This is a genomic window from Aeromonas sp. DNP9 (assembly GCF_001728955.1).
GTDB lineage: Bacteria > Pseudomonadota > Gammaproteobacteria > Enterobacterales > Aeromonadaceae > Aeromonas > Aeromonas veronii.
Genome location: NZ_LYSQ01000001.1, coordinates 168904 through 190502, shown reverse-complemented (window position 1 = coordinate 190502; position 21599 = coordinate 168904). Strand labels below are relative to the sequence as shown.

Genomic DNA, 21599 nt, shown 5'->3' with positions numbered 1-21599 from the left:
TGCTCCCTTACTCTGGCACCTTGCTGCGGCCAAACCCCAGTTGCACTTTTTGCGCCACTCTTGCCATCCCACTCGCCAGCATATTGCGACCTCTGGCAAGGAGTCGTTGCCCCGCCCAATGAATGAATGGTCGGAAGGATGTGGGGGCCGTGGCGTGCCAACGACCAGCCAAAGCGGCGTCCCACACCACCGTGATGCCGTCGACATAACGCACCACCGTGAACAGTTGCGCGGCACGCAGCTGAGCGGCCCGCCCCATTTCACATCGGCGTTGCGGATTGCTCAATTGCCGCCAGTGATCAGCCATCTCGGCCCAATCCCCAGGGGTTGCCAGCAAGCCGGTCACCCCCTCCTCCACCACTTCGGGGATGCCGCCCACCCGATAGGCACTGACCGGCATCCCCAACATGCCCGCCTCCGCCAACGTCAGACCAAACACCTCCTCACGGGCGCCGGAGACCAGCAGATCCACCCCGCCTCGCAAGATAGCGGCACTGTCTGGTCGCTCGCCGAGAAAGTGGACCCGCTCGGCCACACCGAGCTCGACAGCCAACGCCACCAATGCTTCCCGCTCCGGACCGCTGCCAATAATCAGCAACTGGGCCTCCTCCCCCGATGCCATCAGGGCAGCCAGCGATCGGATCAGCAGATCAATCCCCTTGCGCTTGATCAGGGAGCCGACGGTTGCGATGATCATATCCCCCGGGGGCAAGCCCAGCATGCCGACGACCGGCCAGTGAGCACCGCCATTCAGGCGAGCGGCATCGACCCCGTTGGGTACCCGGATCAACCGATCGGCCACGCAGCCATCCTGGCGCCAACCGGTCAACACCGGCTCGCTCACCCCGATCAGCACGCTTGCCTGATGGACCCGCAGGCTGAACCTGTCTCTTGGCTGGTAACGGGCATGGAGGTGGCACACCAGCGGTACCTGCAACGCCCGACAGACCCCCGCCAGCCACTGACAAGGGGCCGCGCTGTTGGCATGCACCAGCCCAATCTGCCGCTCGGTGATGAGCTCTCTGGCTCGCCGGGAGAGGCGCCGATGGGCAGCAAGATCTAAGCGGGGCGCCTGCCATCCCAGCAGCAGGCTGAACGGCTCGACCATGGTTTCTACCCCGAGGGTGGCCGCCTCTGCCGCCAGCGTCGGGCTATTGCACCAGAGCAACGGCGTAAACCGGCTGCGATCGAGGTGGGCCAGCAGATCCAGCAGGCAGCGTTCGCTGCCGCGGATCCAGTCCTCTCCGTAGTGAACCAGCAAAACAGGGGTTGCGTTCATCCTCTTGCTCCCGTTGGTGGCACTGCCGGCAACCGGGTTGCCTCCTGATGATCCTCAGGGGTGGCCTTCACCTCTGTGGCCGCCTGCTGCACGTACTTGATGGCGGCGACGGCCAGCGCCAATTCCAGATAGATGGGCCAGGTAAAGCCCTGGGTCAGGAAGGATCCCGAAATCACAAACCCCACCATGCTGGCCATCACCCCCTGCATCGCCGTGATCACTGCAGGAGGCATGCCAGCAAGCTGGCAACGCCAGCAACTGCGCAGGGTCACCGTCACCATACCGATAAACAGCGCCAGCCCGACAAAACCGGTTTCAGCCAGCACCCCGAACCAGGTGGAGTGCACCGCATGATTGAGTCCATCCCAATGGGGGCTGTAGAAGAAGTAGTTGTAATAGAAATTGGACAAGCCCACCCCCACCAGCGGATGGCCCAACGCCATGCCCCAGGCCGCTTGCCAGGCGTAGATCCGCCCCATGGCCGAGGCATCGACCCCGCTCTCGGCGGCGCCGCCAGATGCCCGGTCGCTGATCCCGGCGGCGGCAAACAGCACCACCAGCGCGACCATCCCCATCGAGATCAACAGGGTTTTCGACTTCACCCGCTGCCAGGCAAACAGGCCGCTGACCGCACACACGCCAAGCAAACCGCCGCGGCTCTGGGTGGCGATAATGGCGGCCGCAGTCAGGACAAAACCAAGCCCCCCCAACAAACGCCCCCCTACCCCATTGCCCTGATTGAGCAGCAAGCTCAGCGAAAAACCGGCAGGAAAGAGCAGCACCAGCGCCAGATCGTTGGGATCCCCCAGCACAGAGCCCAGCTCGCGCCCTATGGTCACCCGGGTGCCCTCCACCAGCCCGATCCCGCTCGCCTTGTTGTAGAGGGCCACCAGCGCCACCAGACAGCCCGCCACCACAAAGGTGCGTACCGCCAGCGCAAAATCCCCCGGGGTGCGCACCAGCCAGGCGGTTGCCAGGGTCATCAGATAGATCTTGCTGTAGCTGCCGGTCCAGGTGGCGATCGCCTCACCCCGGTTGCTGGCAAACAGCACACCGATGGAGACCATCACAAAGAAAGCCGTCAGCCAGCTCAGCGCTGGACTCCAGTAGGGCTTGATCCGGCCGGTCAGCAAAATGTGCCAGACCAGCGCGCCGATGGCGGCCAGCGAGAAGAGCAGCGGGATCTTGAGGGGATAGAGCTGGGGGAACACCTCATGCAACCGAAAGAAGGAGAAGGTGACAAATCCCAGCACCATCAAGAAGGGCCAGCGCAGGGCAAACCAGATGGCGGGAATGGCAAGGCCGAGCACCGGCAGCAGCAAGGGATGGGGCAGCCGCCACCAGAGTAGAGCCAGCACCAGACAGATGGCGCTTGCCCAGATGGCTGGCGTTAGACGAGCCATGATCCTGCCCACCATTGGCCGAGCCAGACCATCGCCAGCGCCCCGAGCGAACTGGCCCAGAGGGTCGAGAGGCGATACGGCAGCGGCAGCAGCCGCTGGCTCACCAGATAAAAGGCCAGCGCCCGTACCAGATAGACCAGCAGCAGGGTCCAGATCACCCCGGCAACCCCGAAGGGTGGGATGGCGAGTAGAAAGCCTGCGACCCCAAGGGCGCTGCAGCCCAGATTGATCACCATCTGGGCATTGCTCTTCTCTCCGCTAAAGCAGCCGACATTGAGCAAGTCCGAAACATTGCGCACCGCCATACCCAGCACCAGCAGCGGAATATAGGCGATCGCTCCGTGATAGCTCTCCGGGGTCAGCCAGCGAATAAGCAAGGGGGCGGTGAGCCCGACAATCCCCGCGGTGACAAACCCCAGTACTGACCCCATCACGCTGTAGTGGGCATTGAGCCGCAGTCCATCCGGCTCGCGCAGCAGCATGAAACGGCGGGGATACCACCAGAGGGCAAAGGGTTGCAGCAACAACCCCACCGCCAGCGCCAGCTTGCCCGCTACGGCGTAGTAGGCAAGCAGCGCCTCCCCCACCACATCGGCCAGCAGCCAGCGATCCAGTCCGCTCAGGGCAAAGCCTGCCAGCCCGCTCACCACCAGGGGCAATCCATAGCGCAGCAGCGGTCGATAGTGCTGCCAGTCAAAGCGGATCCCGCTATCTCGCCACTGCCAGAGGCTCAGCAGCAGCGCCAGTGCAACACAGGTCAGGGTGCCGGAGGCCAGCACCCCGCTCACACCCCAACCGAGCCAGAGCCACCAGCCGGTCAGCACCGACTGGATCACCGCCTTGCCTGCGGTCGCCACGAAAAAGAGCTGCGCCTGATTGCGCATCCGCAGCCATGCCAGCGGCACGCCGATCACCCCTTCAAACGGCAGGGCGCAGAGCACCCAGCGCACATCCGCAAGGCGGGTTTCAACCGGCAGCCAGGCTTGCACCAGAGGTGCCAGCAGCCAGAGCAGCACCAGACTGGCCAGGGCGATCAGCCAGACCAGACCAAACATGCGGGCCACCACCTGCTGGCGCTCCTGCTCATCTTTCGCCAATCCGGCAAAGCGGTAGAGGGCATCCACCAGCCCGAAGCCAAGGATCAGGGACCCCAGATTGATGAGGGTCAGCAGCACCTCCAACTGACCGTATTCACGAGGCAGCAGCTGATGGGTCAGCACCGGCAGCATCAGCAGGGAGATCCCCTTCATCAGGAGCAAGCCGCCGGCGTAATAGAGCATGGCAATCTGGTTCACACCAAGTTTCATAGGGCCTCCCAGCCACCCGAAGCATCCCGCTTCGGGTCAGCTACCGCTAATGCAAAGCCCACGCCACTCACTCCCGCCCAGAGACGATAGCTTCTCTGTGCGGTTTAACCGGCCTGAGCAAGCCCAGAATGAGACTGGCATTTGCGTTTTGCACAACGCGGGCTGCAAATTGCACCGACCAGCGCAATCTGTCCCTCCTCTTAGCCCCATTTGGCCCGATCACACTGGGGTCGTCCTGTTGGCCCGATCCCTGCTTTCTGCTTAGCGAGCAACGGACTGCACCAGAGGGAGAGGTCGCCATGAACACCATCAACCTGCACCGGATGAAAAGCTGGGCCAAACAGGGAGAGACGCCACTGGCCCGCCGGGTATGGCGACTGGCCAAAAGTGCCCGCAACTGGTCATTCCCCGTGATCCCTCCCCTGCATCGGCTGCTTTATCGGCTCTATCTGCTGGGCAGCAACGCGCTGGCAACCCTGACCCGCACCCTTTGGTGGACCCCCTTGTTTCAATCTCGCCTGACGGCCCCCGCCCCGCGCCTCTATCTCTATGGCGGCATCCCCTATATCAGCGGTCCGGTTACCATCGAAATTGGTGCCGACTGCCGCCTCAGCGCCGCCATGACCATCAGCGGCCGGGCATCGAGCCAGACGCCAAAGCTGGTGATTGGCCGCAATGTCGGGATTGGCTGGCAGACCACCCTGGCGGTGGGCAGCAAGATAGTGCTGGGGGATAACGTCAGAATTGCAGGCCGTGCCTTTCTGGCGGGCTACCCGGGGCACCCGGTCAACGCCCGCGATCGCGCCCTTGGCAAACCGGATCGCGATGAACAGGTGGGGGCCATCGTGCTGGAGCAGGATGTCTGGCTTGGCACCGGGGTGATGGTGATGGCCGGTGTCACCATAGGCGCCGGTACCATTGTCGCCGCAGGCAGCGTCGTCACCCGGGATCTGCCCGCAGGTGTGCTGGCAGCGGGTGTACCGGCCACCGTACTGCGCCCCTTGCAACCACAGGATCACAGCGACCTCGCACACGCCTCGGAGACCTTTGCATGAAACCACACTCACTGCCGCAACTGGTGGTATTGGGAGAGGATTGGGGCCAGCACCCCTCCAGCACCCAACACCTGATCAAGCGTCTGTTGCCTGATTATCAAGTGCTCTGGGTCAACTCCATCGGCATGCGCTGTCCCCGCGTTACCCTTCATGATCTCACCCGCATCGTCCGCAAACTGGGGGCGGTGCTGCGCGGAGCACGCCATTCTGGCGGCCAGTCGGTTGCGCCATCCGAAGCCAGCAGCCCCCGGGTACTGCCGCCGCTCGCCTTGCCACTGCCGGGCAGTCGTCTGGCGGGCAAAATCAATGGCCACTGGCTGGCGGCGCAGATCCGGCGCCAGCTGCCCGAGCTGGATCGCCCCTTGCTCTGGATCTCCCTGCCCAGCGCCGTCGATCTGATTGGCAAGCTCGAAGAGCGGGCGGTGATCTACTACTGCGGCGATGACTTCTCGGCGCTGGCCGGGGTGGATCATCAGGCCATCGCTCACTGCGAGGCCCGACTGGTGGAAAAAGCCGATCTCATTCTGGCCGCCAGCCCCGCGCTGGCCAGCCGCTTTCCCCCCCATAAAACCCGGCTGCTCAGCCACGGCGTGGATCTCGAGCTGTTTATGCCCCCCAGAGCGCGTCCAGCGGATCTCCCCTCCGGCCGTCCCATTGCCGGATTTTACGGCAGCCTGAGCGACTGGATTGATATTCCCCTGCTGGCAGAGACGGCGGCCGCCCTGCCCCACTGGGATCTGGTGCTGATTGGCCCGGTCCAGACCGATATCTCCCCCCTCAAGGGGCTCCCCAATATCCATCTGCTGGGGCCCCGTCCCCACCACACCCTGGCGGCCTATGCCCAGCACTGGCAGGTGAGTCTGCTGCCCTTTGTCGACAACGCCCAGATCCGTGCCTGCAATCCGTTGAAATTGCGTGAATATCTGGCCGCAGGGCGACCCATCGTCAGCACTGACTTTCCGGCGCTCGATGGCTATCGGGATCAGATCCAGCTCCCCCGCAGTGGGGAGAGCCTGGCCGAGGCCATCAATCGGGCCGCCTTTGATCAACCCAATCCGGGCTGGTTGCAGGAGAGTGGCTGGGAGGGGCTGACCCGCAGCGAAGGGCGCCACACTCGCCAACAGCAGGTGGCCCTGCAAAGCTGGGATCACAAGGCTGCCGAGCTGAACAACTGGTTGAAGGGGCTGCCCGGATGAGCAGAGGGCTCTGGCTGGTTATCCTGCTCTGCTGCCATGCAGCAATGGCCACCACCCGGCTGGAGGGGCAGACCCCGCTGCCCCTGACGGGCAACCAGACACCCCAGCGGCTCGATCTGAGCACCCACAGCTGGCCGGTGGGCAGCGATGATGAACTGGTGATCGAGGGCCATAACCCCAGCGCCCGCCCGCAAACCCTGATCCTGCGTATCGACGATGAGGCCTCGGTCAACTACCGCAGCCGGGTCAATCTGGAGCGGATTGTCGCACCCGGCCCCTTCACCCAGCGCTTTGCCTTGAGTGAGTGGCGCACCAGCCAACCCAGAGCGCTGGCGCTGGACAAACTCACCAAGCTCTATTTTTTTATGGCCGATAACGCCCCCTCGCTGACCATTCACCGCTGGTACTGGGTGCCCGGTCTGACCCTGCCTGAGGGCACCATTGCGCTGGATCTGGGGGCCGCGGCTGCGCCCCGCTTTACCGGCTTTGAGCCCCTGATCCCGGGGGATCCCCGGCTGATTGGCCATCCCACCCCCATATTGCGCCCCTCCGGCGATGCTCTGGTGCGCGATGGGCTGCGCAATCTCGACGGAGTGCGACTGGACTTGGCCAAAGGACGCTACCAGCTCACCCTCTGGCTGGATGACCCAGGTGAATGGGAGTACCTGCCCCACCCCTTCGAGCGCAGCGTGCTGGTCAATGGCGAGCCCATCTGGGCCGAGCAGTGGCAACCGCAGGAGTGGCTAACGCAGCGCTATCTCGCGGGGCAATCTCGCGAGGCACTGCCAAATCCGGATCCCTGGCAGCAGTTCGGGGCACGACAGGGCGGCCCCGTTCATGTCACCCTGAACCACCCCGGCGGCCCGCTCACTATCACACTGGTGGGCCACTCACCGGATGCCAAATACCTGGCGGGGTTGCTGCTTGCCCCCTATCCGGCCCCCACCAGCAAAGAGGCTCTCCCGAATAGCGGAAAAGATCGCGCCGTATTGGCCGACGCTACCGCCATCGTGCTGACCAAGCAGCGCCAGCTGTTTTTGGAAAAATGGACTCTGGCCCCCTATTCCCCAACCCCAGCCCCAGCTTCGCAGCAGCTCAGCCTCACGCCGATTACGGATGCCGCCCCAACCCTGCAGATCGCCCCGCTATCTGCGGCCGATGCGTTGCAGCAGGCTTCACAACCGGTGCTGGCCGCCCGTGGCAGCCAGCTGTTGCTGGAGTTTGCCATCCACGCCGCCACCGACGATCCGGCCCCCTTGCTGGTGATCCAGCCCCCCGAGCAGGCAGGATCGCCGCTGGCGCTGACCCCCTATTACGGCAAGTGGCATCTGGTTCGCCCGCAGGCGAGCGGCACCCTGTTGGCTCCCTCGGATCAGGAGCTGGTCGAGGGGATCGCCGGGCTCACCCTGCTGGCAGACGTACCTCGGCGTCTGGTGCTGCAAATGACCGTCCCACGCGATGCGCCGGCGGGGCGCTATCTGGGCAATATTCAGCTGCTGAGCCAACAGCAACTGGTGCAGCTGCCACTGACTATCGAGGTGCTGCCGCTGACCCTGCCCGCGGCCAGCAAGCCCGTCGGCATCTATGTCGAAGCGCCCCCCTATCTCAACTGGCTGAGCCCCAACCCCGAGGCGTTAAAAGAGCAGATCGCCGCGGCCAGTCGCTGCGATCTGCAGCGGCTCGCCAAGCTGGGGATCAGCGGCCTCTCGCCCGCCCTGCCACAGGATGAAGCGGGGATGCGGGAGATCTTGGGAGAGGCGGTGGGGCTCGGCTTTGTGCCCCCCCTGCTGGCCTATACCCCGCTCAAACGCTGGGGTAGCGACCCTGCCAGCCAGCTTGATCAGTGGCAGGCGCGGCAACAGGGGCTGACCGCCAGCGGCTTGCCGCCGCTGGCATGGAGCCTGTTTGATGAGCCCGATCTCGCCACCCTGCCCGCCATTACCACCCTGGCGCGGGAGATGAAACGGCGGGATCCGGCAGTGATCCGCGCAGGTCACTTCAATCATCCGGGTCAGGTTGGTCTGCTGGCAGAGGTGGAGATTGCCCTGATCAACGCAGGCTTTGGCGCCGACAAGGCCGATGTGGCCCGGGTGCGCCAACACAAGGTCACCCCCTGGTTTTACAATCTGGGCACCCCGAGAGCCGCCGGGTTCTATCTGTGGCAAAGCGGCGCCGAAGGCTATTTGCAGTGGCATGGCCGCATGCCCACCGCCCTGCCTTATGACCCCACCGATGGGCGGGAGAGCGACTTTATGCTGCTCGGCCCGCAAGCCTGCGAAGCGGACCGCCTCTCCCACGATCTGCTGCTGTTGCAGCAAGCCATCGAGGATCTGCGCTGGCTCGCCTGGCTGGAGCAGGAGGCCCGCTATCAGGTGGATGCCGCCCTGCTGCTGGAGCGCCTGCGCGATCAGCTGCCGACCCGCTGGCAGGTGGCAGAGCAACTGCCCTCTGCCGCCTGGAACAAGTGGCGCCGCGAGATTGAACAACTGGCCAAGGGATTGAAAACATTGCAAACTGGTGCCAACTCATCCTCCTGAAGTGACTGCGTATGGCCAACCAGACTCCCCGCTCCACAGCCAAAGACAGCGCCATGCGCCGCCTGTTGCCTCTGATGCTGCCGCTGCTGATCCTCACCGGTTGCGCCCGTCAGGAGCCGGTCAATGAGACCCTGCCGATCCTCAACCAGTTGCGGGAACAGCAACTGGCCGAACAGCCCCAGCTGCAACTGCAGTACCAGCAAGCGGAGACACAACTTGCGGCGGATCAGGAGCAGCAGCTGCATCAGTTTTTGGGACGCAAGGATCCGGCCCGAATTGCGCTGATCAGCGGCCCCGGGCTGCAAACCGACATGCTGGAGAGTGCGCGGATGGCGAGCGTGCGACTGACGGCTCTCACCCGCTTGCTGGGAGCTCGCGCCATTGAGCTGGAGCCCCGCTATGACCCCATGCTGGCCCCCAATACCTTGCTGATCCGCATTCTGCCAAACGGTGAATCGGGGTCGGTCACCCCAGCGGCGGCGCAATAAGGTCAATGCAAGAAGTCGGCAAGGCCACCCGATAGAGGGGATAAGGTGCCAGCCCCCACAATTTGCGCCAACCCTGGGTAAGACGGTACGAGATCAGCGGCGGACTCTGGTGCAGCTCGCCTAAAAACATCACCCCCTGACTCATCCCTTCACCCGCCAGCGTCACTGACATCGCCTCGCTATCCGGCGCCACCAGCATGGCCTGCAGCAGACGATCACAGCGGGGATGGGCCAGCTGATAGCTGACATAGGTGCCACCCAATACCGGCGTAGCCACCCGCAAGCGCCAGCCCATCTGGACCAGCTCCAGCAGCATGGGCTGGGCCCCCTCGTTAACTGCCCGGTTCTGATAACGCCAGCCCATGGCGGCAGCACTGAGCAGCGCCACCAGCAACAGCAGCAGATATCCCCTAGATAGATGCATCACGGCGCCCCCGGATAAAGAGGATGGTCATCACCAACAACATGATGGCCCACTGGTAGAGCTGGGCCAGCGAGCCGGTATGCAGCCAGCCATACCAGCGCAGATCCAGGCTCATCAGCACCAACCGCAGCTGATTGGCCCCGATATAGAGCAGGCAAACCAGCAGCAACATGGGCCACTGCCGGTAGAGTGGGCGCTCCGGCGCCAGCCAGCAGCAGGAGACCAGCCAGGAGAGCACCACCAGATAGAGTTGAGAAAACGAGGAGCACCCCTTGAGTACGATCAGGGCATGGCCCCCTAACCGCTCGATGCGATTGCCATCAAGGCGAGTCTCCCAGCCCAGCAGTTGCAACCACTGGCCCACCCCCCAGGCATCGAGCGCCAGCACAGGGCCGGAGAGCAGGGCAAACACCTGCTGACCCCACAACACCGCCACGGTAAAGGCGAGCACAATCTGCAGCACCGCCCGCTCATCGCCACTCTGATGACGGCGCCACAACGAGGCCACCAGCAGCAAACAGGCCAGCGCCTTGCAACTGGCGCTGGGGATCAGGATCAGCAGGATAAAGAGGGTGAGCGTCAGTGGATGCGGGCGCCAGCTCGGTGCAACCCGCGATGCAATTTGCCACCAGATAGCAATCAGCAACACCACCAGCAGGTTGAAGTGACCCATATTGAGCCACACCATGCCCCACTGATTGGCCAAACCAAGTAGCAGCCAGTTGGGTGCCCACTGCCAGGGACGGATCTTCATCGCAACTCCTGCCGCTTATCAGCTCTCTTGACCGCTGTCGCAAGTTCCATGCCTGCCCGCCTTCACCCGGACCAAGCCAAGTTAGATGATTCAACAAAGCTGGCACGTTTTATTCATTCCACCCTGCTGGCACTAGCGCCAGGGAGAAGGAGTGAGCAATGAAACTCAAACCGTTGGCAGGGCTGCTGGGGATGTTGTTGGTAACCTCCCCCGCATACGCCTTGACCGAAGTCGATACCGAACTGCAACTGCTGATGGATGTGTCGGGCAGTGTCAGTTCATCGGAATTCAATTTGCAGTTACAGGGGTATGTGGACGCCTTTTATAACCAGGAGGTGCAGAGCGCCATCCTCGATACCAGCGGCGGCAAGCTGGGATCCATCGCCGTGCAGATGGTGATGTGGAGCAGCAGCAACCAGCAAAGTCTGATGACCGACTGGTTCCACCTCTACGACATGACCTCCATCAACAACTTTGCCGCCACGCTGGACAACCTGGTGCGCCCCTATGCGGGGATGACGGCCCCCGGTTCGGCCATGGCCTTTGGTGCCCAACAGTTTGATACCAACAACTTCACCGCCGCCCGCCAGGTGATGGATGTGTCGGGTGACGGCATCCAGAACAACGGGCTGGATACCTCCACCGTGCGGGATCAACTGCTCGCCTCTGGCATCGATACCATCAACGGCATCACCATAGGTCAGGACTATGCCGATGGGGTGCTGCAAGAGTGGTATGTGGGGAACGTGGCGGGCGGTCAGGATGCGTTTGTCATCAATGCCACCACCTTCGCCGACTTTGGCAATGCGCTGGAGCTCAAACTGGCGGCCGAAATTGAGGGGGGCATTATTCCGGAAGGGGCACTGGCCGCCCCCATCGAGGAGATCCCGCTGGCCGCCCAGCTGCTGCTCGGTATGCCGCTACTGCTGGCCTGGCGCTATCAACGCCGATCTCAAGGCCGTCCGCAGCAAGCCAACTGGCAACAAACGCCAGCTATCGGCTGATTTATCAGCCCGTGTGTTGCGATTAGGGAGCCATGGCTCCCTGATTTTTTTTGTGGCGGTGATGATCTGAATGCAGAGCGCAAAGGCTAGTCGCCCTGACGAAATTAGCCCGATTGACCAATATGCCAGCTCTGACCATATGGATGCTGCACCGCTTGTTCTTCTGAGGGCAACAACGATAAGGCCTCCTGAGTGGATGCAATAAGTTCACTCTTGCCCAGCGCCTGGCGTAGAGAGCGCGCCTCTGACAACACGGCGCGAGCATTGTCATAAGCACCGGTCTGTGCGAGAGCCTTGCCAAGATGATGCAGTGCGAAATGCCGCATAAGGGAGCTTTGTTGCAACCGTTCAACTACTTGGGAGGCCAATATGACAGCTTCGTCCGCACGATCGAGCCGCTGCAAAACCTGCACTAGGCGTAGTTCTGAGCTCACGCGAGCAGCATCGTCCTCTGAAACCATCTGCGCGGAGATCACCTCTCGGATAATGGCTTCTGCCTGAGCGGCTCGTCCCACACATAGCAACATAAAGGCGGCAGCGCTCCGGGCTCTTGAAGCATCTTGTGATAATGCAGCACAGGGATGTAGGTCGAGTGACTGATTGGCAACAGCCAGCATGGCTATTGGGTCTACCGCTTCGGGGAGCAGAAAGGGAGCGCACAAGCGGTATTCCGTACCGGTGCCTGCGATGCAAAACGTGTAGCCATCAGTGAGCGCTATGGGTTGATTCATCGATCCTCACGTTTGAAATAAGCTGCCTTGCAGCATTCGATATTTTCCGGAAGCAAGGGCTGTAGGTTCGATTAGCGAAGCGTAATCGGACATTCGCGGTCTTTTTGCAATATTTCTATTAAACTCACCAAAACCCTCCCAGCTTGCCACTTCGCCCCTCCCCAAAAACACTTACTCTCGAACTGGCTCCGGTCGTGACGTTATTGCCGCATTGACATGGAATTTCATCGCGATCGTCCGATTACGCCTACCGGCTAATCGAACCTACGAGCTAAAAATATTTCACATCTACTTTATCCAAGTATGGGGCTAGCTCAACCAAATGCGCTTCTGGATGTGTTTGTAGATGTCTCCGTAGGCTGGTGATAGAAAAATAACAATCTTCCATTATGCTCTTTTGCTTAGCGAAGTAGCTTTTGTCATATTTGTTGTCAACAACTTTGTGAACTGGCGTTTGTCGTTCTTTGCGTACTTTCTTCAATGGATTTAACATTTTACTTGGGTAACTATTATCCGGAAACCTGAACGACAAGACTATCCACTCTTCAAGTAGCCGTAGTGTACCTTTACGAACACGTTCATAAATATCACCATCGATTAGTTTTAGCTCCTCTAATTCCAATGTTCCCTCGAAGAACGATTTATTGATATTCTCAGACAAGAGCTTATCAAGTAAATTTATGAAGTCGTAATAGTTCTTCGATGTCGGGGAAAAGAAAAAAGTAAAGTTTTTAGGGCTGTCTTGTCCATCAAACTCTTTTAGAAACAAAGGAGTGCCAAAAATTGATGCAGTCAGTTTATAAATAGCGTTAATCTCATCAATTAAAGCACTGAACATAGATTTGGAAGTGATCCATTGCCCAAGAATTACGTTATTAAAGTGGTCTTCTAATACTTTTCACTCGCTGAATGGGATCTCCTTTGTACTCCAATACACTTGATGTTCCCACGAGAGTTTGCTGAGATCCCTTAATAATACAACTACCACTCGATTAGATTCAGAATCAAACCCCAGCCCGAACGACTTCAAAAATATCCGATCTTCTTCTCTGAGAATGGGATTACCGTCCTCATCATATTGGCATGAAATCGAACCATTAAAATCGTGAAATTTAAAATCAAATCTAGGATCGTTTGAGTAACGCTCCAAAACATCAGTTTCAAAAAACCTAAATGTTAGTTGCGGTTCAGCCAAAGCTAGTTGAGTCGTATATTTGGCATTGCCAAATATAGTTAAATCACGACTCTTTTCTAGGAGAATTTTGGTCGGATAAACACAGATTGGGTATTCTGTTTTCTCAATTGATATTTCAAGCACACCAATTTTCTGACTCTCGACCTTTGTAGTCTTTGCATGATCGAGTACTTGAAGTTGAGAGTCGACCTTATGATGTGAAAAGCCAATAATATGTGGATTCGAGCTAGATTGAATCGAAGCAATTTCAGATTTGACCAATTCTTTTACCAAGTCGATGCTATATTCATATTCCAATCCCAAATCCTGTGAAATTTGTCTAAGCGGGATCCCATTAAAGTCATGTGACTCGCAAAAAAATGACACAATCAGTTCTTCAACTTTCTTTAACTCTTCCATTCGATCGCCACTGTCTGAACTTAAAAGAAATTTAACAGTAACTAGATGGAAGGCGCTATTCATGTGTTATTAACGCCTTCCATCTAGCTCCGCCCTACCGCTCGTCATTACAACCAATAAAATCACTTTAAAATAGCGCAATTACCAACCAACGCCTGATTTATATGTGTATTATCAATGCCTTAGGTCAGTTCCACTTGTACCACTGGGTAAAACTACCGTCAAGAAACGTAAACAGAAAATGAAGCCTATCTCCTCTTTTATTGGCTTGCCGCGATGTTTACTCCGCCATCCGTACAACATAAAAAGGCCTTATCACAAGGCCTTTTCAGAAATATCCAGATTCCGGCTAGCAGCCAGCTTTTGTGGCAATCACCCCGGCTCTGGTGACAAGGGCAGCACCTGCCCATCCAGCGCATGATCACTATTGGATGGATAGTCCGGCACCGGCTCGCAGTAGGGAATGCGGCTTAGCACCGGCGCCTTGACCAGGGCGGCCAGTTGATCGGAGCGGCGCAGGCTGGCATCCGCCAGTTCGGCCACCAGCGCCAGACCGCAGCCGAGCCCCAGTCCGCCAACAATGCCCGCCAACAGAAACAGCCAGAGCGGGTAGTTGCTCGGCTTGCTGGGGGCAAAGGGTTTGTCGATCACCTTGATCCGCTCTCCCTGCTCGAAGTTGCCCAGATCGCCTGTCACCTTGGCCTTCTCATAGCGCAGCAGCAAATCCTGATAGAGGGTGCGTTTGACCACCAGATCCCGCTCCAGCTCGGCGAGCTGGCGCTCGGTATCCCCCTGGGAGTCAACCACCTTGTCCAGCCCATCCAGCTGGCTCTTCAAGCCAGCGGTGTTTTGCTCCGCCTCCGTCAGCTGCGTCTGGGCCAGCTGCCACTCGGGCCCGCGGGCCATATCCGGCTGGGATTTGAGCTGCTCGAACTCCTGCTGCAACTGGTCAATCTGATAGCGCAGACTCTGCACCTTGCTGTGCTCGTCGCTGTAGCGGGCCCGCAGCAACACCAGCTCGGTGCGCATCAGCTGCAGCTTCTCATCCAGTTGGCGGGCCAGCTGGCTCTCCTGCCCCAGCGATAGCTGATCTACCCGGGACTTGGCCTGCTGCAAGGTGATCAGGCTCTCGGCATAACGCTCCTGCAAGCCATAGAGACGGGCGACGTTGGTACTCTGCTGCTGGGGCAAGGCGCTGGCATGCTCCCGTTTAAAATCGGCGAGCAGCTGCTCGGCCGCTTGCAGTTCGCTGCGGCGGCTGTCGAGCTGGCTTTGCAGGAAACGTTCGGACGACTCCGCCGACTGGCGCCCCTTGCTGAGCAGGTTGAAGAAAAAGCGCCGCGAAATGGCTTCGAGCAAACCGGCGCTGTTGGCCGCCGAATCCGCCTTGACCTTTATCTCGATCACCTCATCGCCGATCAGCCGCAAAGAGACAGCACTCGAGAGCCAGTCCATGATGGCATCGCGCTGGGCAGGCGGGGTCTCGTCATTGACCAGACCGCGATCCCGCGCCACCCCGTCCAGCACATAACGGCTGCGCAGCAGGGCTTCGAGCACCGCAAAGCGATCCTTGAGACTCTCCTGAGTGATCAGATCCTTGAGGGTCGGGGTCTGGTTGGCATCTTGCGGCACCATAAAGGTGGTGCGGCTCTCATACTCCTTGGGGCTGAGCAGACCGACCGTCACGCCCACCAGCGGCATCACCAGTACCGGGATCACCAGCAGATAGCGACGGCGCCAGGCGGCAAAGAGAATGATGTAGAGGTTGTAATAGAACTGGACAGGCATGGCATCACTCCCTGAGAAAAGCCCTCCCCCCGCACGATGCAAAGGCAGTGCCACCAGAGGAGCTGATCGCCTCTGTGGGCAGATCGCAAGAGTGGTACAAGATTCGCATTCTCCCGCTATCCGGGGTGTGACCCCTTCCCTTGCCGGAGCGCGAACCATGTTGTCATCAACCCCGTCGCACAAACCCCATCCTCACAGGGACGTCATCCCCCAGCCCGTCGTTCAGTCTGTCGTGCAACCTGTCGTGCAAATAGTGCAGCACCTGCAGCCCGGCGGGCTGGAGACCATGGTGCTCAACCTCACTCAGGCGAGCCCCGCCGAGCAACCGGTGCATATCATCTCCCTCGAAGGGCGCAAAGGAGATGTGCTAAGGGCATGGCCCGCTCTGCATCCCTTCGCGGGCAATATTCACTGTCTGGAAAAGCCCGCTGGATGGTCGCTGGCAACCCTCTGGCGGCTCACCCGATTGCTGCGCCAGCTCAAGCCCGTCGCGGTACATACCCACCATCTGGGGCCCATGCTCTATGGTGGCCTCGCCAGTCGGCTGGCCCGGGTGCCCACCCAGGTACACACAGAGCACGATGCCTGGTATCTCGATGATCCCCATCAGCGCACGCTGGCCCTGTGGGGGCTGCGCGCCTTCAAACCCATTCTGGTGGCCGATGCCACGCCGGTGGCCAACCAGCTGCTGGCCAAGCTGGGCCAGCTGTCGCCAACAGTGATCCCCAACGGCATCGATGAGCAGCGCTTTGCCCCGGGCGCCGCCGCCCTCGCCCGTCAGGAGATGGGATTGCCGCAAGGGGTCAAACTGATTGGCTGCGCCGCCCGCCTTGAGTCGGTCAAGGGACATACCTTGCTGCTGGAGGCGATCCGCGCCCTGCCGGAGGAGGTGCATCTTGCGTTGGCTGGGGTCGGCAGTTTGCAAAATGCATTGCAACAACAGTGTCAGCAACTGGGGATCGCCCATCGGGTCCATTTTCTGGGGCTGGTCGAAAACATGCCGCGCTTCTATCAGGGGCTGGATCTCTTCTGCCTCCCCTCGCTGGCGGAGGGGATGCCGCTCTGCGTGCTGGAAGCACAGGCCTGCGGGGTGCCGGTGGTGATGAGCGATGTGGGGGCGGCCAGAGAGATCGTCTGTCAGGCCAGCGGCCATATCCTGTCGGAGCGGGATCCCGGCCGCCTTGCCCAGCTTCTGGCACAAGGGTTGCTGCAGTGCCATAGCCTGCGTGCCGTCACCCGAGAGTTTGTGTGCCAGCAAAGCAGCTTGAGCCGGATGGCTCAGGCCTATCAGCAGCTTTACAGCCGCTGATCAAGCGACCCGATGACCAGAGGAGCATCCCATGGAATGGATCATGATCGTGTTCTGGCTGTGCGCTGTACTGGTGGTCTACCACCATGTCGGCTATCCCCTGCTGCTCAAATTCGGTGGTCGGCAGGCGCGCAAGGTAGCCAATCCCCCCCGCCCCCTGGATCGGGGATTCAAAATAGACGCCGCCGATGAGGCGCTGCCGACCATCACCCTGCTGATGCCGGTCTACAACGAGGCGGCGACCATCGCGGCCAAGCTGCAAAACCTCGCCAGCCTCGATTACCCCGCCGACAAGCTGTGGGTGCATGTGCATTTCGATGGTTGCAGCGACAACAGTTACCCCATTGCGCTAAGCCAGCTCGGAGATCCCGCCCTGCAGCAGTTGCAGATCAGGCTGTTTGATCACCCCCGCAATCGCGGCAAGGTCGCCGTGCTCAACGAGGCCATGACCCGGGTGCACAGCGATCTGGTGGCCCTCACCGATGTTTCTGCCTTGCTGCCCATCGACAGCCTGCTGCTGGCGGTCGCCCATTTTGCCGATCCCAAGGTAGGGGTGGTCGGGGAAGCGTACCGCTTCTGGCAACCGGGCTCACAGGGCGAGGAGAGTTACTGGCACTATCAAAGCCAGATCAAGCTCTGCGAATCGGCCCTTGGCGGCATGCTGGGGGCCCACGGGGCCTTTTACATGATGCGCCGGGAGTGCCTCACCCCGCTGGCTGCCGATACCATCAACGACGATTTCATCCTGCCGATGCAGGCCATCGCCAAGGGGTATCGCGCTGTCTATGACAATCGCTGCGCCGCACTTGAGCTGGAAGTTTCCGATGCCGCGCTGGAGGCGACACGGCGCAAGCGGATCGGCGCTGGCAACACCCAGCAGCTGCTGCGGTTACTGCCCCTGCTGCACCCCAAGTTCGGCTGGGTTGCCTTCAACTTTGCCAGTGGCAAGGGGCTGCGGGTGTTGATGCCGCTCTGCCTGACCCTGCTGTGGCTCTGCGCCATCCCGCTTGCCACCCAATCTCTGCTGTTTCAGCTGTTGCTGGGGCTGCAACTGCTGGGGTATCTGCTGATCATCTTGATCCAACTGACCCCTGTGCACCCCTGGCCCAATCTGTTTCGCAAGATCCACTATCTGGTACTCGGACACTGGTACAACGGCATGGGCACCCTGCGCTACTGCCTGCGCGCCCCCATACGTTTCATGTCACAGGAGAAAGCCGTATGACACACCCCATTCCAAGATTGACCCTGGTGGTCAAACGCAGCATGGATCTGCTCGGTGCCACTCTTGGCCTGCTGCTGACGCTGCCACTGTGGCCGCTGATCATGCTGGCCATCCGGCTCGATAGCCCGGGGCCTGTGTTCTTTCGTCAGCTGCGGATCGGACGCAGCCACGCCACCCATACCGAGCTCTTTTTCATGATCAAGTTTCGCACCATGCGCGCCGACGCCGAGGCGGCCACCGGGCCGGTCTGGTGTGGCAAGGGGGACAACCGGATCACCCGCAGCGGCGACTTCCTGCGCAAAACCCGGCTCGATGAGCTGCCGCAGTTTATCAATGTGATCAAAGGGGAGATGTCACTGATCGGCCCCCGCCCGGAGCGACCCGGGATCGCCAACCGGCTGGAAGATGCGGTGCCGTACTTTATCGAACGCACCTATGAAGTGGCCCCCGGCATTACCGGTCTGGCACAGGTCAATCAGGGCTACGACGAGTCGCTCGATGATGTGCGCAGCAAGCTGGCGTTCGATCTGGCCTACTCGGTTGCTCTGCTCCACCCCTGGCGCTGGCTGGTGCAGGATGTGCATATCATCGGCAAGACGATCGCCATCATGGTCGGCAAGAAGGGGCGCTAATCCCGCCAATCTCAGCCACACCTCGAGACCATCAGGCCATTGCCACTGCAATGGCCTTTTTTATGGCGCATCCTTGTGGCAAATCAACGTTGATCACCGAGAAGTCAGCGACCTGATCGCCATCATCTGGCCCCATCCACAGGCCGGATGTCCGCTTGACCCACTGCAGAAACCCGAGCGTTGCGTGATCACATAAGCAATCCGCCCCCTGCAACCGCTAACACCGGCACATAAAAAAACGAGTGGCCAGCGGCCACTCGTTTTGACAGGTTTCTCCGTGATTCAGGCGCCGTAGACAGCCAGAATATCGGTCACTCTGTTGTTGACGCTGTACCCGCGGGCTATGGTGTTGCGGGCCGCCTGACTCATTTTGCTGCGCACCACCCCATCGCTACGCAGCCAGTAGTTGACCAGCTCAGCCATATCCCGCACATGGCCGGGCTCCACCAGCCAGCCATTGGATTTATGGTCGATCAGATTGACCAGCCCCCCCACAGCAAAGGTACAAACCGGTATGCCGTGAGCCATCGCCTCCAGGGCCACCAGCGGCAACCCTTCAAAGCGGGAGGTGATGCAGAGCAGGTCGATGTTGTGCCACTCATTGGCCATGTTCTGGAAACCATGAAGCTGGACGCGATCACCATACTGCTGCAACAAGGCACTTTTCATGGGGCCATCCCCGTAGAGATGAAACGCCCCATCCGCGCAGAAGGCGGCCAGCTGGCAGAACGCCTCCGGCCCCTTTTCCGGCGAGAGGCGGCCGACAAAGGCAATCCGGTTGCCAGTTACCGTAGCCGGCGTCGCAGGCATGGGGACAAAGTTGCTGATCACCGTGCTTGGCACAGGCAATTTGCGAGCAATGGGCTCGCTTACTGCAATACACTTCGCAAAACGCGCTGTTGTGCGATCCAGCCAGCTGTAAAACTTCAGCAATCCCTCCCCGTCATCCCCGCTGTGAAAGGTCGAGACCACCGATTTACCGGTAAACCAGGCTGTCAGCCGCCCCAGCACCCCGGCCTTGTAGCCGTGGGTGTGGATCAGCACAGAAGCCGGCTGGCGGGCCAGACGGCGCATAAAGTCGCGGCTGTTGTGGCACACCTCGTAGGGCAAACCCTGCTGTTTGAGCAGGGTCGTAAAGGGGGTCATGCCGTGGTTGCTCACCAGCACTATGGTGGGGCGAAATCCCCTGGCCAGCAGATCGTTGGCCAAGTGGATAATGTGAACTTCTATTCCACCGACCTGACGTGCATCGATGGCCAACCAGATCTGCTGCATGGGTAACATAAGGCCCTCCTCCCGTGGCTCCATGCCACCTGAAATGAGGCGCTGCATAGAGCGGGCCAGTCAGGCAAAGAGGGGCAGGATCAGGCGCCGGGACAGGCGACCAGCAAGAGGGTCATGTCATCGAGGGCGGCATCATTGATGCGTTCATCAAACCAGCGGGCAATGCGATGAGCCAGTTGCTCAAGACCGGGCCCCGAAGTCAGGCAGATCTCTTTTAGCTGCGACTCCCAGCGCTGGCGCTCTGCGGCATCACGGCTATCGAGCAGACCATCGGTCCAGAACAGCAGGATCTCGCCGGGCTTGAGCTGACGCTCATTGGTCACGAAGTGGGGATCCGGGCGCAAACCGGGCAAGGGGCCGGTCACGCCGACCTGACGGATGGTGCCGGGCCCGACCAGCCAGGGCGCAGGGTGGCCCGCACTGGCCCACTGCACCCGCCCCTCGTTGCCGAGCTCAATACAGAGGGTGGTGAGCAGGGTAGCCCCCAATAACGGATCACTGTGAACCGCATTAGACAAGATGGTCAGCAAGCGGGCGGGGGCGCGCTCCAGATCGTGCGCCGTCAGCAAGCCGCGCAGATAACCGGCATAGGCATGGGCAAAGAACTTGGCTTCCGCATCGTGGCCCATCACATCCCCTAGCCACAGCACCCGATCCTTGACCAGCAGAAAATCCCCGCCCCCCACGGTGGCCGCGCGGGTTTGCAGCGCCAGCTGGTATCCCCCTATCGAGGTGGCGGGCAATAACGGGCGCAGCGCCGAGGTCATGCGCTGATCCAGCTGTTCGCCCCATTGCGACTTGAGCTGCTCCGAGCGTTGCAGCACCCGCGAAACCGCCAGCAACAGGTCCTGCTTGGTGATGGGCTTGACCAGAAAGTCATCGATCCCCAGCGCCCCCGCCCGACTCTGGGTCCACTGATCCTGATGACCGGTCAGGAAGATAAAGGGCACCCCCTTCATCTTGGGATCCTTCATCAACTGCTGACGCAGCCCAAAGCCATCGATCCCCTCCATCTCGATATCGGAGAGCACCAGCGCGGGGGGCTGCTTCCCGAGCGCCAGCAGGGCGGCATGGGAGTCGGCATAACTTTCAACCCGATAGTGCTCATGAAGGTAGGCGGTGAGCAAGGCACGCATAACCTTGTCATCGTCGATCACCGCGATCACCGGCAACTGGTTGACCGGGCCCTGCTGGCGAAGGGTCACGCGATTGCGATCACCGTCGCGAGAGAAGTGCACCTCGGCAAACAGCTGGTGCACCAGCGCCAGCCCGTATCCCCCCTCCTGCAGCTCATCAGGTAACGGCGCGCTGGCAAGGCCGGGTTGCGGGCCGCCATCATCCTCCAGTATCAGACTCAAGCCCGTTTCATCCTCTTTCAGAGTGAGCCAGAGCCGGGTCGCGGGAGGAGCAGTGTGTTTGACGCTATTGGTGGCCAGCTCACTGAAACAGAGCAGCCAGTTGGCTTGATCCTTTGGGGAGACCTGAAACAGGGAGAGTCCCTGCGCCAGCCGGTTGCGCAGTTCGCGCACCGACTGCAGGGTTGCCGGAGCAGATCGCAACCAGTCATCCATATCGGGCCTCCATCAGCG

The 21599-nt window shown here is 60.4% G+C and carries 19 protein-coding genes; 8 read left to right on the top strand and 11 right to left on the bottom strand.

What is annotated here, in order from left to right; translation table 11 throughout:
• Positions 1-7 precede the first annotated feature (7 nt).
• From A9G06_RS00805 to A9G06_RS00795, 3 genes are read right to left on the bottom strand one after another with little or no spacing between them, the layout of a single operon-like run.
• Complete coding sequence (locus A9G06_RS00805; RefSeq protein WP_069553961.1) at positions 8-1279, bottom strand: glycosyltransferase family 4 protein; 1272 nt, start codon at positions 1277-1279, stop codon at positions 8-10.
• Complete coding sequence (locus A9G06_RS00800; RefSeq protein ID WP_069553960.1) at positions 1276-2682, bottom strand: O-antigen ligase family protein; 1407 nt, start codon at positions 2680-2682, stop codon at positions 1276-1278. Before A9G06_RS00800 ends, A9G06_RS00805 begins: the two co-directional genes overlap by 4 nt.
• Positions 2670-3989 (bottom strand): lipopolysaccharide biosynthesis protein, encoded by a 1320-nt coding sequence (locus A9G06_RS00795; RefSeq protein ID WP_069553959.1) that lies wholly within the window; start codon positions 3987-3989, stop codon positions 2670-2672. Before A9G06_RS00795 ends, A9G06_RS00800 begins: the two co-directional genes overlap by 13 nt.
• A 299-nt stretch (positions 3990-4288) precedes the next feature.
• Here A9G06_RS00795 and A9G06_RS00790 point away from each other — a divergent pair, with 299 nt between their 5' ends.
• From A9G06_RS00790 to A9G06_RS00775, 4 genes are read left to right on the top strand one after another with little or no spacing between them, the layout of a single operon-like run.
• Positions 4289-5044 (top strand): acyltransferase, encoded by a 756-nt coding sequence (locus A9G06_RS00790; protein WP_069553958.1) that lies wholly within the window; start codon positions 4289-4291, stop codon positions 5042-5044.
• Positions 5041-6240: a glycosyltransferase gene (locus tag A9G06_RS00785; RefSeq protein ID WP_069553957.1), complete on the top strand. Its 1200-nt coding sequence runs from the start codon at positions 5041-5043 to the stop codon at positions 6238-6240. The genes A9G06_RS00790 and A9G06_RS00785 overlap by 4 nt, the downstream gene beginning before the upstream one ends.
• The gene (locus tag A9G06_RS00780; RefSeq protein WP_069553956.1) at positions 6237-8777 is read left to right on the top strand and encodes a hypothetical protein; all 2541 of its coding nucleotides are present in this window, start codon (positions 6237-6239) and stop codon (positions 8775-8777) included. The genes A9G06_RS00785 and A9G06_RS00780 overlap by 4 nt, the downstream gene beginning before the upstream one ends.
• Before the next feature lie 11 nt (positions 8778-8788).
• Entirely contained in the window at positions 8789-9265 is a 477-nt protein-coding gene (locus A9G06_RS00775; RefSeq protein ID WP_069553955.1) for a hypothetical protein, read from the top strand.
• Here the strand turns inward: A9G06_RS00775 and A9G06_RS00770 are convergent.
• Entirely contained in the window at positions 9243-9689 is a 447-nt protein-coding gene (locus A9G06_RS00770; RefSeq protein WP_069553954.1) for a hypothetical protein, read from the bottom strand. The genes A9G06_RS00775 and A9G06_RS00770 overlap by 23 nt on opposite strands.
• Positions 9676-10443 carry a hypothetical protein gene (locus A9G06_RS00765; RefSeq protein ID WP_069553953.1) on the bottom strand — a complete coding sequence of 256 codons (768 nt, stop codon included), beginning with the start codon at positions 10441-10443 and terminating at the stop codon, positions 9676-9678. The genes A9G06_RS00770 and A9G06_RS00765 overlap by 14 nt, the downstream gene beginning before the upstream one ends.
• A 158-nt stretch (positions 10444-10601) precedes the next feature.
• Here A9G06_RS00765 and A9G06_RS00760 point away from each other — a divergent pair, with 158 nt between their 5' ends.
• Complete coding sequence (locus A9G06_RS00760) at positions 10602-11447, top strand: DUF1194 domain-containing protein (RefSeq protein WP_069553952.1); 846 nt, start codon at positions 10602-10604, stop codon at positions 11445-11447.
• A gap of 104 nt (positions 11448-11551) precedes the next feature.
• Here the strand turns inward: A9G06_RS00760 and A9G06_RS00755 are convergent, their stop codons facing one another.
• The 4 genes from A9G06_RS00755 to A9G06_RS00740 form a co-directional block, all read right to left on the bottom strand.
• Complete coding sequence (locus tag A9G06_RS00755) at positions 11552-12178, bottom strand: hypothetical protein (protein ID WP_069553951.1); 627 nt, start codon at positions 12176-12178, stop codon at positions 11552-11554.
• A 271-nt stretch (positions 12179-12449) separates the two neighbouring features.
• A complete protein-coding gene (locus A9G06_RS00750; RefSeq protein ID WP_069553950.1) occupies positions 12450-13016 on the bottom strand; it encodes a hypothetical protein in 567 nt (188 codons plus the stop codon).
• 60 nt (positions 13017-13076) lie between these two features.
• Entirely contained in the window at positions 13077-13835 is a 759-nt protein-coding gene (locus A9G06_RS00745; protein WP_069553949.1) for a hypothetical protein, read from the bottom strand.
• Positions 13836-14144: 309 nt separating this feature from the next.
• On the bottom strand, positions 14145-15560 hold the full coding sequence (locus A9G06_RS00740) for a GNVR domain-containing protein (protein ID WP_069553948.1): 1416 nt from the start codon (positions 15558-15560) through the stop codon (positions 14145-14147).
• A gap of 244 nt (positions 15561-15804) precedes the next feature.
• Between A9G06_RS00740 and A9G06_RS00735 the strand changes: the two genes are divergently transcribed.
• Genes A9G06_RS00735 through A9G06_RS00725 form a run of 3 tightly spaced genes read left to right on the top strand, consistent with a single transcriptional unit; the run spans position 15805 to position 18726 of the window.
• Positions 15805-16869, top strand: coding sequence for a glycosyltransferase (locus tag A9G06_RS00735; RefSeq protein ID WP_253182296.1), 1065 nt, complete (start codon positions 15805-15807; stop codon positions 16867-16869).
• Positions 16870-16900: 31 nt separating this feature from the next.
• A complete protein-coding gene (locus A9G06_RS00730; RefSeq protein WP_069553946.1) occupies positions 16901-18094 on the top strand; it encodes a glycosyltransferase family 2 protein in 1194 nt (397 codons plus the stop codon).
• Positions 18091-18726, top strand: coding sequence for a sugar transferase (locus A9G06_RS00725; protein ID WP_069553945.1), 636 nt, complete (start codon positions 18091-18093; stop codon positions 18724-18726). The genes A9G06_RS00730 and A9G06_RS00725 overlap by 4 nt, the downstream gene beginning before the upstream one ends.
• Before the next feature lie 282 nt (positions 18727-19008).
• On the opposite strand, the gene A9G06_RS00720 is transcribed toward A9G06_RS00725, so the two are convergent.
• Positions 19009-20010, bottom strand: a complete 1002-nt coding sequence (locus A9G06_RS00720; protein ID WP_069553944.1) for a glycosyltransferase family 4 protein — start codon at positions 20008-20010, stop codon at positions 19009-19011.
• Positions 20011-20090: 80 nt separating this feature from the next.
• On the bottom strand, positions 20091-21581 hold the full coding sequence (locus A9G06_RS00715) for a SpoIIE family protein phosphatase (RefSeq protein ID WP_069553943.1): 1491 nt from the start codon (positions 21579-21581) through the stop codon (positions 20091-20093).
• Between the last annotated feature and the right edge of the window lie 18 nt (positions 21582-21599).